Raw genomic sequence first — 13355 nt, 5'->3', positions numbered from 1 at the left:
AACAATCTTAACAAACATTCAAATATTAGCGCAGAGGTGAATCGCGCCAGCAAAATACGGATTTACCTGAAATGCGTTTCACAGCCGCTGACATGTGAGTAAAATGTGCGCCACATTGAAGAAGGATAGTGACGTATGCGCATTCATATATTGGGGATTTGTGGCACTTTCATGGGCGGACTGGCAATGCTGGCGCGCTCGCTGGGCCATGAAGTGACAGGTTCGGACGCCAATGTGTATCCGCCGATGAGCACGCTGCTCGAGAAGCAGGGAATTTCTCTGATTCAGGGATATGACGCCAGCCAGCTGGAGCCGCAGCCGGATCTGGTGATCGTGGGTAACGCCATGACCCGTGGGAATCCATGCGTTGAAGCGGTGCTGGAACGCAATATCCCGTACATGTCTGGCCCGCAGTGGCTGCATGATTTTGTCCTGCGCGACCGCTGGGTTGTCGCCGTTGCCGGGACGCACGGCAAAACCACCACCGCCGGTATGGCGACCTGGATCCTCGAAGCCTGCGGCTACAAGCCGGGCTTCGTGATCGGCGGCGTACCGGGGAATTTCGACGTCTCCGCGCGTCTGGGCGACAGCCCGTTCTTTGTGATTGAAGCGGATGAATACGACTGCGCGTTCTTCGATAAGCGCTCCAAGTTCGTGCATTACTGCCCACGCACGCTGATCCTCAACAACCTTGAGTTCGATCACGCGGATATCTTTGACGACCTGAAAGCGATTCAGAAACAGTTCCACCATCTGGTGCGCATTGTTCCGGGTCAGGGCCGCATTATCCTGCCGGAGAACGACATCAACCTGAAGCAGACTATGGCGATGGGGTGCTGGAGCGAGCAGGAGCTGGTTGGCGAGCAGGGGCACTGGCAGGCGAAAAAGCTCAACGCGGATGCCTCCGAATGGGAAGTGCTGCTCGACGGTGAGAAAGTGGGCGAGGTGAAGTGGGGCCTGGTGGGCGAGCACAACATGCACAACGGCCTGATGGCGATCGCCGCGGCGCGTCACGTGGGCGTACTGCCTGCGGATGCCGCCAATGCGCTGGGCTCGTTTATCAACGCCCGTCGCCGTCTGGAGCTGCGCGGTGAAGCCCACGGCGTTACCGTGTATGACGATTTCGCGCACCACCCAACGGCCATTCTGGCGACGCTTGCCGCATTGCGTGGCAAAGTTGGCGGCACCGCGCGCATTCTGGCCGTGCTGGAACCACGTTCGAACACCATGAAAATGGGCATCTGCAAAGACGATCTTGCGCCGTCCTTAGGACGTGCCGACGAAGTCTTCCTGCTGCAACCGCAGCATATTCCGTGGCAGGTGGCCGAAGTGGCAGACGCCTGCATTCAGCCGGCGCACTGGAGTGCGGACGTGGATGTCTTAGCGGATATGGTGGTGAAAGCCGCACAGCCTGGCGATCACATTCTGGTGATGAGCAACGGTGGGTTTGGTGGGATCCATCAGAAGCTGCTGGACGGTCTGGCGAAGAAAGCCGCAGCCGCAGAGTAAAAAAAGCCCGGTGGCGCTAGCGCTTACCGGGCCTACATTTTTTCGCACGACCTTGTAGGCCGGATAAGGCGTTTACGCCGCCATCCGGCGCAAACCCGCACAGATTACTCTTCGTTCTCAGACAGCTCGCGCAGATACTGGAAAATCAGGCGCGCAGACTTCGGCGGCTTATTCCCTTCTTTCTCTTTCTTCGCGTTGCGGATAAGCGATCGCAGCTGCTGGCGGTCGGCATTCGGCCACAGGTTCAGCACTTCAGGTACCGCGTCATCACCTTGGTCGATCAAACGATCGCGGATCTGCTCCAGCTTATGGAACAGCGCAACCTGCTGGTTGTGGCGGTTTTTCAGTTTGTCCAGCGCCTGACGGATCGGCTCCACGTCGCGCTGACGCAGCAGTTTACCGATAAGCTGAAGCTGGCGGCGACGCCCTTCTTTCTTGATTTTCTGTGCCAGTTCAATGGCATCACGCAGATCCTGGTCGAGCGGGATCTTATCCAGCGCGTTTTTACCCAGTTCTACCATTTCTGCGCCAAGCTGTTTTAACTCTTCGGCGTCACGTTTAATTTCACTTTTACTGACCCAGATGATCTCATCATCTTCGTCTTCGATGTCATCACCGGGAACGTCGTCGAGCCAGTCTTCGGGCTGCTTAGTCATGTCAGGCTCCTTAAAAAAAGAGGCTAATGTTACCAGTTAAGACGCGCACTGAAAAACGGTTCTCTGTTAGACTTCACTTAACTCTCTCTTACAGTATGGCATTTGCGATGAAAGTAACCTCACAAGTTGAAGCGCAGCGTAAGATCCTGGAAGAAGCCGTCTCCACCGCGCTGACGCTCGCTTCAGGTAAATCAGATGGCGCCGAAGTGGCGGTCAGCAAAACCACCGGCATTAGCGTGAGCACCCGCTATGGCGAAGTGGAGAATGTAGAATTTAACAGCGATGGCGCGCTGGGGATCACGGTGTATCACCAGAATCGTAAAGGCAGCGCGTCGTCTACCGATCTGAGCCCGGATGCCATCGCCCGTACGGTGCAGGCGGCGCTGGATATCGCGCGTTACACCTCCCCGGACCCTTACGCTGGCGTGGCCGATAAAGAGCTGCTGGCGTTTGACGCGCCGGATCTCGATCTGTTCCATCCCGCGGAAGTGACGCCGGATGAAGCCATTGAGCTGGCCGCGCGAGCCGAGCAGGCCTCTTTGCAGGCTGACAAACGCATCACCAATACCGAAGGCGGCAGCTTTAACAGCCACTACGGCATTAAAGTGTTTGGTAACTCCCATGGCATGTTGCAGGGGTACTGCTCAACCCGCCACTCGCTTTCCAGCTGCGTCATCGCCGAAGAAAACGGCGATATGGAGCGTGATTACGCGTATACCATTGGCCGCGCGCTGGGAGATTTGCAGTCTCCGGAGTGGGTGGGAAAAGCGTGCGCCGAACGCACGCTGTCACGCCTTTCGCCGCGTAAACTCTCCACCATGAAAGCGCCGGTCATTTTTGCCAACGAAGTGGCAACCGGCCTGTTTGGTCATCTGGTGGGAGCGATTGCGGGCGGTTCGGTGTACCGTAAATCGACCTTCCTGCTCGACTCGCTGGGCAAGCAGATCCTGCCGGAATGGCTGACCATCGAAGAGCACCCACACCTGCTGAAAGGGCTGGCCTCTACGCCGTTCGACAGCGAAGGCGTGCGCACGGAACGTCGTGATATCGTGAAAGACGGCATTCTGACCCAGTGGCTGCTGACCAACTACTCCGCGCGTAAGCTGGGGCTGAAAAGCACCGGGCACGCGGGCGGCATTCATAACTGGCGCATTGCCGGACAGGGCCTGAATTTTGAACAGATGCTGAAAGAGATGGGCACCGGCCTGGTGGTCACCGAGCTGATGGGGCAGGGCGTGAGCGGTATCACCGGCGACTACTCTCGCGGTGCAGCGGGCTTCTGGGTCGAAAACGGTGAAATTCAGTATCCGGTGAGCGAAATCACCATCGCCGGCAACCTGAAGGACATGTGGCGCAATATTGTTACGGTCGGTAACGATATTGAAACACGCAGCAATATTCAGTGTGGTTCTGTATTACTGCCGGAGATGAAAATCGCCGGGCAATAATCCCCGTAAAAGCGTGATTAATAATAAAAAAAAGGAAGTGAGCAATGCGTAAACACCTGTTAGCGATCGTCGCGGCTTCAACGCTGGTTCTTGGCTCGTCTGCGTTTGCTGCCGATCTCGAAGACAACATGGACATCCTCAGTGAAAACCTGAAGGTGGTGCAGAAAACGGACAATGCGGCGGACATGAAAGACGCATTGACTAAAATGCGTGAAGCCGCGCTGGATGCGCAAAAAGCGACGCCGCCGAAGCTGGAAAGCAAAGCGGCAGACAGCGCCGAGATGAAAGACTACCGCCACGGTTTTGACGTGCTGGTCGGCCAGATTGACGGCGCGCTGAAGCTGGCGAACGAAGGCAAAGAGAAAGAAGCCCAGGCGGCAGCCGATCAGTTTGTCGCGACCCGCAACACGTACCACAAAAAGTATCGTTAATTGGGTGCCTGAGCTGTACGTCCTCTCCCCGTATGCGGAGGCGCATGATGCGCCCCCGCATCGTTGCTCCCTACTTGCCGGAGCGACAATCCATCCGCGCTGTCACTTCAAGCGAGCCGTTACGAAAACGGATCTCGCACAGTGTTTTCCTCGTCACCAGAGTTAAGATGATTATTGTCAAAGAAATAATCATCAAAACCCCGATACTTGGGTTTCTGCGTTTCATGGATGCCTCCTTGCTTTTAAGCGGGCGAGGTAGCGAACTCCACGGTGTGACGTGTCGTTTCGAGCCCCCGCCCTGATTTTTTATCAGGCGGGGCTTTCCACTTTCCGTCCCATGCCTGAGACGGTCAGTCTCAAGCACCCGCCGCCACTCTAGCGGATCCCCATAAGAAAACCTTATCCACGTCACATTTCTACGAGCCTGCTCGTAATCTTTTCCACTCCGCTTACCAGACTAATGCCGCGTAATAGCGTGATATTCATCACGTAAATCCAGCGATTTATACAGATTCACCGCATTTATGTGGCACAGATCACTGCCGCTGCTCGCCTTTCCACTTCGAAGTGGAAAACAACTCGCTACAAACAATTCCCCCTCGACGTTAGTTTTATTCCAGAGCCATTAACGGGGTAAGACGAGTGATTAACGGAGCGGTAATGAACGACGTTGGGGAACAGGCGGTGCAAACAGAACAGCTCGCGAACACCATGCTTCAGCAGGTCTACGCCCTGCTGGCCCGGCACAACATCATTCCCAACGCGGTACAGGAGCAGATGCTGACCTCCCACGTTCGCGCAATGGCGCACCGGTCCGTGACCGGCGAGCCGCTGCCGGAGGTTGAAGCAGAGCTGTTCGACGAAATTTCACCAGATTCAATGCAACTCGCCCGTGAAGTGGTAGCGCAGTTCGGCAACCTTCCTGATGAAGAGGCCTGGCTGCTCTCCGTTCACTTCGAAGTCGCGAAAGACAACCTTTAAGGAGCAACACATGGAACAGATTACAGTCGTGATTGGCGATCGCCTGGGTAAAGGTCAGAAAGTGGCTGCGGGTGTGGAAAAAGCCGGCGGACGCGCGGTTGTCGTACCGGGCATGGCAGCGGATATGAAGCTCGGTGACGTGATGAAAGCAGAAAACGCCACCTTCGGGATCTCCTTCTGCGGCAGCGGCGGCGCGGGCGCCATCACCGCTCAGACCAAATATGGCTACAAGGCCAAATACGGCATGCGCTCCGTGGATGAGGGGGTGACCGCCATAAACGAAGGCTGCAACGTGCTGGGCTTTGGCTTTATGGATAAAGAAGAGCTGGGCGAGCGTCTGGTACAGGCGTGGCAGAAGAAATACGGCGCGTAAGCATGAAAGAACAGTTCACAACCACGGTGAGAGTGAAGGGGAAGGGCGACGCCAAAGCGCGCGCCTTTGCCGACGCCCTCAACCACGTTCAGGCTGCGGTGATGAAAGCCTCACCGCATATCTTACTGCGTATTGAGCCACAGGATGTGCAGGTTGTTCAGGCGCAAGAAGCGGTGCGAAAAGAAGCGTTTCTGTTCTTCTTTTTGCGCCGGGAAAGACGCACCTACAGCGTGGAGCTGGATGTGACCGTCAACGTGACCGCCATCAATCTCGACCAGGTGGATTTCGTCACGCAACGCTGATTATTCATAAAAGGGCAGACTGATGTTCTTAATTATATTAATAAAATCGCTCATCATTGGCGGCCTGGTTGGCGTCGGTGTTGGCGCCGGGGCTGCACGCATGTTTCATGCGCCTACCACTCAGGGTATGGGCGCGTTTCGTACGTTGGGGGAACTGAACTCCTGCGAAGGGGATCCGGCGTCCCACTTCTCCTTTGGGTTAGGTTTCTTCTTTAACGCCTGGGCCTCTTCCGTGGCCGCAGGTGCCTTCACACAGGACGTTGACCACCGCATCATCCCGAACTGGGGTGCTGCTGCACTGATGATTAAAAACCGTAACGTCGGTGAAACGCTGCATGACCCGCGCAAAATGGCGATTGCCTGCGGCATCATCGGCATGATTGTCGTGACCTTCCTTAACCTGACCGCCTCCTCCGTTCCGGCAGCGCTTCAGGTGACCGCCGTGAAGGTGCTGGTACCGGCGGCGAACCTGCTGGTCAACACCGTGATGCCGGTGATCTTCTGGCTGGCGGCCATCGACGCGGGTAAAAAATCGGGCTTCTGGGCCACCATCTTTGGCGGCGCGGCACAGCTGATCATGGGTAACGCCGTACCGGGTCTGGTACTGGGTATTCTGATTGGTAAAGGTGTTGAAGAGAGTGGCTGGAACCACGTCACCAAAGTGATGATGGCGGCGATCGTTCTGCTCTTCGTGCTGAGCGGCTTCTTCCGCGGCTTCGACATGAAGATGATCGAATCCTTCCATCTGACCGTGCCGAACTGGCTCGACATGATCCACAACTCGCTCAGCGGTAAATAACAGGAGCCTCTAAATGGAACAGAATAAAGGTTTTTGGTATGCCGACTGGTCGTTCCCGATCTTCGTTGGCCTGCTCTCCTCCGGCGTCTTCGCCGGGACGCACATGTACTACCTCTACGGCATCGGCGCGTTTAACGAAGTGGCCTTCGTGGCGATGCTGAAAGCGGGAATCGATACCGGCGTCTACGGCGCGGTGGCGGCGTTCGGTGCTAGCTTCCTGTTCGCCCGTATTATCGAAGGCTCGCTGGTGGGTATTCTCGATATCGGCGGTGCGATCCAGACCGGCGTGGGCCTCGGCGTTCCGGCGCTGCTGCTGGGCGCGGGGATCATGTTCCCGGTGACCAACTTCATTGCCGCGCTGATTACCGGCCTGGTGATTGGCCTGGCGATTGGCTACGTCATCATCCTGGCGCGTAAGTTCACCATCAATCAGAGCAACTCCACCTACGGCGCAGACGTGATGATGGGCGCGGGTAACGCCTCCGGCCGCTTCCTCGGGCCGTTGATTATCCTCAGCGCCATGACCGCCTCCATTCCAATCGGCGTCGGTTCCCTGGTAGGCGCGCTGCTGTTCTACATCTGGCAGAAGCCGATTACCGGTGGCGCCATCCTCGGCGCAATGATTTTGGGCTGGCTGTTCCCGGTCGCCCTTTAATACCCGCGGGCGCTTCGGTGCCCGCTTTATCAGGAGATCCTCATGTTTGATTTACTCCTGCGCCGTGCGCGCCTCGCCGACGATACCCTGACCGATATCGCCATCCAGGACGGGAAGATCGCCGCGACAGGCGACATTGACGCTCCTGCCCGCAAAACGGTTGAGCTGAACGGCGACGTGTTCGTCAGCGCGGGCTGGATTGACTCCCACGTCCACTGCTACCCGAACTCCCCGATTTACCACGACGAGCCGGACAGCGTGGGCATTGCCACCGGCGTCACCACCGTGGTGGACGCGGGCAGCACCGGCGCCGACGACGTGGACGATTTTTACGCTATCACCCGCAAGGCTTCCACCGAGGTGTTTGCCCTGCTGAACATCTCCCGCGTGGGGCTGATCGCCCAGAACGAGCTGGCCAACATGGCGAACATTGACGCCGATGCGGTGAAGCAGGCGGTGACGCGCCACCCGGATTTTATCGTTGGCCTGAAGGCGCGCATGAGCAGCAGCGTGGTCGGTGAAAACGGCATCACCCCGCTGGAGCGCGCGAAAGCGATTCAGAAAGAGAACGGCGACCTGCCGCTGATGGTGCACATCGGCAACAACCCGCCGAACCTCGATGAGATTGCCGAGCTGCTGAGCTCCGGCGACATCATCACCCACTGCTACAACGGCAAGCCTAACCGCATTCTGACGCCCTCCGGCGAGCTACGCGCCTCCATTACGTCTGCGCTGAAGCGCGGCGTGCGCCTGGACGTCGGCCACGGCACTGCGAGCTTCAGCTTTGAGGTGGCGAAGCGCGCCATTGCGATGGGCATTCTGCCGCATACCATCAGCTCGGATATTTACTGCCGCAACCGCATCAACGGCCCGGTCGGCTCGCTGGCGAGCGTGATGTCGAAATTCCTCGCCATCGGCATGTCATTGCCGCAGGTGATTGACTGTGTCACGGCCAACGCCGCCGACGGCCTGCGCCTGACGCGCAAAGGCCGCATTCAGCCTGGCCTCGACGCCGATCTGACGCTGTTTACGCTCAAGCGCCAGCCGACGGTGCTGACGGATGCCGAAAACGACAGCCTACAGGCTGAACACATTCTGATGCCGCTTGCCGCGATCCGCGCGGGCAAGGGCTACATGACCGAACAAGGGAGCACGGAACATGCCTTCGATTTATGAGAAGTACAACTTAAAGCAGGTTATCAACACCTCTGGCCGCATGACGGCGCTGGGTGTCTCCACGCCGCGCCCGGAAGTGGTGCAGGCGGCGATGGACGGCATGAATCACTATTTCGAGATGAAGGATCTGGTCAATAAAACCGGGGAATACATCGCGAAGCTGCTGGAGGTGGAAGGGGCGACGGTGGTCTCCTGCGCGTCGGCGGGCATTGCCCAGTCCGTGGCGGCGGTGCTGGTGAAAGACAGCGACTGGCTGCTGGAAAACCTGCACGTCACACCGATTGAAAACAACGAAATCGTCCTGCCGAAAGGCCACAACGTGAACTTTGGCGCGCCGGTGGGCACCATGGTGGCGCTGGGCGGCGGCAAGCTTGTGGAGGCGGGCTACGCCAACGAATGCTCTGCCGATCAGCTGGCGGCGGCGATCACTCCGCGCACGGCGGCGATCCTCTACATCAAATCGCACCACTGCGTGCAGAAAAGCATGCTCAGCGTCGAGCAGGCGGCGGTCGTGGCGCGCAAGCACGATCTCCCGCTGATCGTCGATGCGGCGGCGGAAGAAGATCTGCACGCCTACTACCGCTCCGGTGCCGATCTGGTGATCTACAGCGGCGCGAAGGCGATCGAAGGGCCAACCAGCGGGCTGGTGATCGGCAAAACCCAGTACGTTGAGTGGGTGAAGCGCCAGACGGCGGGCATTGGTCGCGCGATGAAAGTGGGCAAAGAGGGTATCCTGGGCTTGACCTGCGCCATCGAACACTACCTGACGGCGACCAAAGAGAGCGGGGCCGAGATGGTGGCGAAGATGACGCCGTTTATCGACGCGTTGAACACCCTGAACGGCGTGACCGCGCGCGTGGTCTGGGACAGCGCCGGTCGCGATATCGCCCGTACCGAGATTAAGTTCGACGAAGCCGCTACGGGCGTCGGCACGGGCGATCTGGTGGCGAAGCTGAAACAGGGCGAATACGCCATTTACTTCCGTGGCTATAAGGCCAACGAAGGGATTATCGAGGCGGACGTGCGCAGCGTGAATGCTGACCAGCTGAACATCGTGTACCGCCGCATTAGCGAAGTATTAGGACAGGAGAAAAAAGCATGAAACTGACCCCCAACTTTTACCGTGACCGCGTCTGCCTGAACGTGCTGGCGGGATCGAAAGCCAACGCCAGCGCCATTTACGAGGCGGCGGAAGGTCACGTGCTGGTGGGCGTGCTCTCCAAAAATTACCCGGACGTGGCGAGCGCGGTTGCGGACATGCGCGAATACGCAGCCCTGATTGATAATGCGCTCTCCGTGGGGCTGGGCGCGGGCGACCCGAACCAGTCGGCGATGGTGAGTGAAATCTCCCGCCAGGTGCAGCCGCAGCACGTTAACCAGGTCTTTACCGGCGTGGCCACCAGCCGCGCGCTGCTGGGGCAGAATGAGTCCGTGGTCAACGGTCTGGTCTCCCCGACCGGCACCGTCGGGATGGTGAAAATCTCCACCGGCCCGCTGAGCAGCGCAGCTATGGACGGCATAGTGCCGGTTGAAACCGCTATCGCCCTGCTGAAAGATTTCGGCGGCAGCTCCATCAAGTACTTCCCGATGGGCGGCCTGAAATGCCGTGACGAATACCAGGCGGTGGCGGAAGCCTGCGCCCGTCACGACTTCTGGCTGGAGCCGACCGGGGGAATCGATCTGGAGAACTTCGAGGCGATCTTGCAGATCGCCCTGGATGCGGGCGTGAGCAAAATCATCCCGCATATCTACAGCTCGATTATCGATAAAGCCAGCGGTGATACGCGTCCGGAAGATGTGCGCACGCTGCTGGCGATGACGAAGAAGCTGGTTAAGTAGAACCTGCCCCTCACCCTAACCCTCTCCCACCGGGAGAGGGAACCTTTACCCCCTCTCCCTTTGGGAGAGGGCTGGGGTGAGGGGAAACAAACCGCACACACCCGAAGGAGCCACCATGCACACCCGTACCCTGCTTGTCGCTTCACTCTCTTTACTTGCTACCTCTGCAATCGCTCAAACCCAGTACGCCTGGGTGGGCACCTATAATCCGAACGGTGAAGGGCTGTACCGCTTTACCGTCGATCCGCAAACCGGTGCGCTGAACGATAAAACACTGGTGAGCAAACTGCCGAACGCCGCGCAGTTAACCGTCTCACACGACGGCAAAACGCTGTATCTGGCAAGCGAAGTGGAGCAGGGCGTGGTGCAGGCGCTGCGCATCGGTGATAACGGCGCGCTGAGCGAGCTGAATCAGGTGTCCTCCGGCGGCGCGGGGCCGGTGTATCTTTCCCTGACGCCGAACGGCAAACATCTGCTGGTGGCAAACTACGTCAGCGGAACTGTCGCGGTGCTGCCCGTTAACGCAGACGGCAGCCTGGGCGATGCTACGGACACCCATCAGGACAAAGGCGAACCGGGCGCGGCGAAGCCGGAAGCTGCCGTCGAGGGCAGTTTCGCCATCAGCGATCATAACGGCCCACATGCGCACATGATCGCCGCCGATCCGGGCGGGAAATACGTTTTTTCCACCGATCTGGGGCTGGATCGCATCTATCAGTACCGTTTTGACGATCAAACCGGGAAGCTGACTCCGAACGATCCGCCATTTATCAGCGCCTCCTCAAAAGGGGCCGGGCCGCGCCACTTCGTCTTTACGCCGAAAGGCGATGCCCTGTGGCTGATTAACGAAGAGGCGTCTACGCTCACCCATTATGCGCTGGACAGTAATGGCAGGCTGAAAGAGGGTAAAACGGTTTCAGCCTTGCCGGACGGTTATAAAGGCACCAGTTTTGCTGCCGGGCTGGCGCTAAGCGCCGACGGGAAACAGCTGTATGTCGCTAACCGTTTGCATAACAGCATCGGGCACTTTACCGTAACGGCGGAGGGTACGCTGACGCATCAGGATGATGTCTGGACGCGCGGCGACTATCCGCGCACCCTGACGCTCGATAAGCAGGGTCGCTGGCTGTACGTCATGAACCAGCGCAGCGACAACATTACCCGTTTCCGCGTGGCGCCGGACGGCAAGCTGAGCGCCGAGCCAGACTATACCCCGGTCGGCAGCCCATCCCAGATGGTCATTTCACCCTGAGCAGTAAGAGGACAACGACGTGCGATTTCCGAACCAACGTTTAGCGCAACTTTTCGATCTGTTGCAAAACGAGACGCTGCCACAGGACGAGCTGGCGCAGCGGCTGTCGGTCTCCACGCGAACCGTCCGGGCGGATATCACCGCCCTGAACGCGCTGCTGGCCAGCCACGGCGCGCAGTTCATTTTGAGCCGGGGCAACGGCTATCAGCTCAAAATTAATGATGTGGTGCGCTATCAACAATTGCAGGCGTCCCACCCGCGCGCGCTGCGTATTCCGCGAACCGGACCGGAGCGCGTGCACTATCTGGTGGTGCGTTTTCTGACGTCAGCCTTTTCCCTCAAGCTGGAGGATCTGGCCGATGAGTGGTTCGTCAGCCGGGCCACGTTGCAGAGCGACATGGTGGAAGTGCGTGAGTGGTTTCACCGTTACAACCTGACGCTGGAAACCCGCCCGCGCCACGGGATGAAGCTGTTTGGCAGCGAGATGGCGATCCGCGCCTGCCTGACCGACCTTCTGTGGGAGCTGGCGCAGCAGGACAGCCTGAACCCGCTGGTGACCGACGTGGCGTTGAACGCGGGCGTGGCGGAAAAGATGGTGCCGGTGCTGCACGATGCGCTGACGCGCCATCACATTCGCCTGACCGATGAAGGCGAGCTGTTCCTGCGCCTGTACTGCGCGGTGTCGGTGCGGCGCATCAGCGAGGGGTATCCGCTGCCGGAATTCCACGCGGAAGACGTGGAAGAGAACGTGCGTGAGGCGGCGAAAGATATCGCCGTCACCATTCAGCAACTGGCGGGCAAAGCGCTGTCGCCGTCAGAAGAGAGCTGGCTGTGCGTGCACATTGCGGCGCGGCAGATCCAGGAGATCGCCCCCAGTGCCATTAACGCCGACGACGACGAAGCCCTGGTCAACTACATTCTGCGCTACATCAACACCCACTATAACTACAACCTGCTGAGCGATGAGCAACTGCATGCAGATCTGCTCACGCACATCAAAACCATGATTACCCGCGTGCGGTATCAAATCATGATCCCCAATCCGCTGCTGGATAACATCAAGCAGCACTACCCGATGGCGTGGGATATGACCCTCGCGGCGGTGTCGAGCTGGGGCAAATACACCCCGTATGTGATCAGCGAAAACGAAATTGGTTTTCTGGTGCTGCATATCGGCGTCGGGCTGGAGCGCCATTACAATATCGGCTACCAGCGCCAGCCGCGGGTGCTGCTGGTGTGCGACGCCGGTAACGCGATGGTTCGCATGATCGAGGCGGTACTTCAGCGTAAATATCCGCAGATTGAGGTGACGCGCACGCTCACCCTTCGTGAGTACGAGCTTGCCGATGCCATTGGCGAAGACTTCGTGATCTCCACCGCCCGCGTGAGCGAAAAATCCAAACCGGTGGTGATGATCGCCCCGTTCCCGACCGATTATCAGTTAGAGCAGATCGGCAAGCTGGTGCTGGTGGATCGCACCCGCCCGTGGATGCTGGAAAAATACTTCGACGCGGCCCATTTCCGCATTCTCGACAAGCCTGTCGACCAGCAAACGCTGTTCCGCGAACTGTGCGGGCAGCTTGAAGGGGAAGGTTTTGTCGGCGCGGAGTTTCTGGAATCGGTTATCGAGCGTGAAGCCATTGTCAGCACCATGCTCGGCGACGGCATCGCGCTGCCGCACTCCCTCGGGCTGCTGGCGCAAAAAACGGTGGTCTACACCGTGCTGGCGCCGCAGGGCATTCAGTGGGGAGATGAAACTGCCCATGTCATCTTCCTGCTCGCCATCAGCAAAAGCGAGTACGAAGAGGCAATGGCGATTTACGACATCTTTGTCACCTTCCTGCGTGAACGCGCGATGGCGCGCCTGTGCCAGTGCGAGAATTTTGCGGCGTTTAAGGCTGAGGCGATGGAGAGTTTGAGTCGGTTTTGACGTT

The 13355-nt window shown here is 58.5% G+C and carries 15 protein-coding genes; 13 read left to right on the top strand and 2 right to left on the bottom strand.

Translation table 11 applies throughout. The annotated features are described in order from the left end of the window. The first annotated feature begins 135 nt into the window (after positions 1-135). A complete protein-coding gene (gene mpl, locus H2Z33_RS05565; RefSeq protein WP_017694649.1) occupies positions 136-1509 on the top strand; it encodes a UDP-N-acetylmuramate:L-alanyl-gamma-D-glutamyl-meso-diaminopimelate ligase in 1374 nt (457 codons plus the stop codon). A 104-nt stretch (positions 1510-1613) separates the two neighbouring features. Here mpl and yjgA read toward each other — a convergent pair whose 3' ends face one another. Then, positions 1614-2165: a ribosome biogenesis factor YjgA gene (gene yjgA / locus H2Z33_RS05560; protein WP_017383918.1), complete on the bottom strand. Its 552-nt coding sequence runs from the start codon at positions 2163-2165 to the stop codon at positions 1614-1616. A gap of 95 nt (positions 2166-2260) precedes the next feature. Between yjgA and pmbA the strand changes: the two genes are divergently transcribed. After that, positions 2261-3613, top strand: coding sequence for a metalloprotease PmbA (pmbA, locus tag H2Z33_RS05555; RefSeq protein ID WP_015572506.1), 1353 nt, complete (start codon positions 2261-2263; stop codon positions 3611-3613). Between the two features lie 44 nt (positions 3614-3657). Continuing rightward, positions 3658-4044, top strand: a complete 387-nt coding sequence (cybC, locus tag H2Z33_RS05550; protein WP_063134961.1) for a cytochrome b562 — start codon at positions 3658-3660, stop codon at positions 4042-4044. A gap of 70 nt (positions 4045-4114) precedes the next feature. Here cybC and H2Z33_RS05545 read toward each other — a convergent pair whose 3' ends face one another. Then, a complete protein-coding gene (locus H2Z33_RS05545) occupies positions 4115-4270 on the bottom strand; it encodes a Hok/Gef family protein (RefSeq protein ID WP_017383916.1) in 156 nt (51 codons plus the stop codon). Positions 4271-4686: 416 nt separating this feature from the next. On the opposite strand from H2Z33_RS05545, the gene H2Z33_RS05540 reads away from it, so the two are divergent. The 10 genes from H2Z33_RS05540 to H2Z33_RS05495 all read left to right on the top strand — a co-directional run bounded on the left by H2Z33_RS05540 (position 4687) and on the right by H2Z33_RS05495 (position 13351). After that, positions 4687-5025, top strand: a complete 339-nt coding sequence (locus H2Z33_RS05540; RefSeq protein ID WP_026080657.1) for a PRD domain-containing protein — start codon at positions 4687-4689, stop codon at positions 5023-5025. 10 nt (positions 5026-5035) lie between these two features. Further along, entirely contained in the window at positions 5036-5398 is a 363-nt protein-coding gene (locus H2Z33_RS05535) for an SFCGS family glycine-rich protein (protein ID WP_006810339.1), read from the top strand. 2 nt (positions 5399-5400) lie between these two features. Further along, complete coding sequence (locus H2Z33_RS05530) at positions 5401-5700, top strand: DUF4312 family protein (RefSeq protein ID WP_006810338.1); 300 nt, start codon at positions 5401-5403, stop codon at positions 5698-5700. A gap of 22 nt (positions 5701-5722) precedes the next feature. Continuing rightward, positions 5723-6499, top strand: a complete 777-nt coding sequence (locus tag H2Z33_RS05525; RefSeq protein WP_006810337.1) for a DUF4311 domain-containing protein — start codon at positions 5723-5725, stop codon at positions 6497-6499. Positions 6500-6512: 13 nt separating this feature from the next. Further along, entirely contained in the window at positions 6513-7154 is a 642-nt protein-coding gene (locus H2Z33_RS05520) for a DUF4310 family protein (protein ID WP_015572508.1), read from the top strand. 42 nt (positions 7155-7196) lie between these two features. Beyond that, complete coding sequence (locus H2Z33_RS05515) at positions 7197-8330, top strand: amidohydrolase/deacetylase family metallohydrolase (RefSeq protein WP_017383915.1); 1134 nt, start codon at positions 7197-7199, stop codon at positions 8328-8330. Further along, a complete protein-coding gene (locus tag H2Z33_RS05510; protein ID WP_017383914.1) occupies positions 8314-9432 on the top strand; it encodes a DgaE family pyridoxal phosphate-dependent ammonia lyase in 1119 nt (372 codons plus the stop codon). Before H2Z33_RS05515 ends, H2Z33_RS05510 begins: the two co-directional genes overlap by 17 nt. After that, on the top strand, positions 9429-10169 hold the full coding sequence (dagF, locus tag H2Z33_RS05505) for a 2-dehydro-3-deoxy-phosphogluconate aldolase (protein WP_015572511.1): 741 nt from the start codon (positions 9429-9431) through the stop codon (positions 10167-10169). The genes H2Z33_RS05510 and dagF overlap by 4 nt, the downstream gene beginning before the upstream one ends. Positions 10170-10284: 115 nt before the next feature. Then, the gene (locus tag H2Z33_RS05500) at positions 10285-11421 is read left to right on the top strand and encodes a lactonase family protein (RefSeq protein ID WP_023295815.1); all 1137 of its coding nucleotides are present in this window, start codon (positions 10285-10287) and stop codon (positions 11419-11421) included. Positions 11422-11440: 19 nt separating this feature from the next. Beyond that, entirely contained in the window at positions 11441-13351 is a 1911-nt protein-coding gene (locus H2Z33_RS05495) for a BglG family transcription antiterminator (protein ID WP_023295816.1), read from the top strand. The last annotated feature ends 4 nt before the right edge of the window (positions 13352-13355 follow it).

Source organism: Enterobacter sp. YSU, from assembly GCF_016082135.1.
Taxonomy (GTDB): Bacteria; Pseudomonadota; Gammaproteobacteria; order Enterobacterales; family Enterobacteriaceae; genus Enterobacter; species Enterobacter hormaechei_C.
Note: the sequence above shows the minus strand (reverse complement) of the source record. Positions and strands in the feature narration are given on the sequence as shown.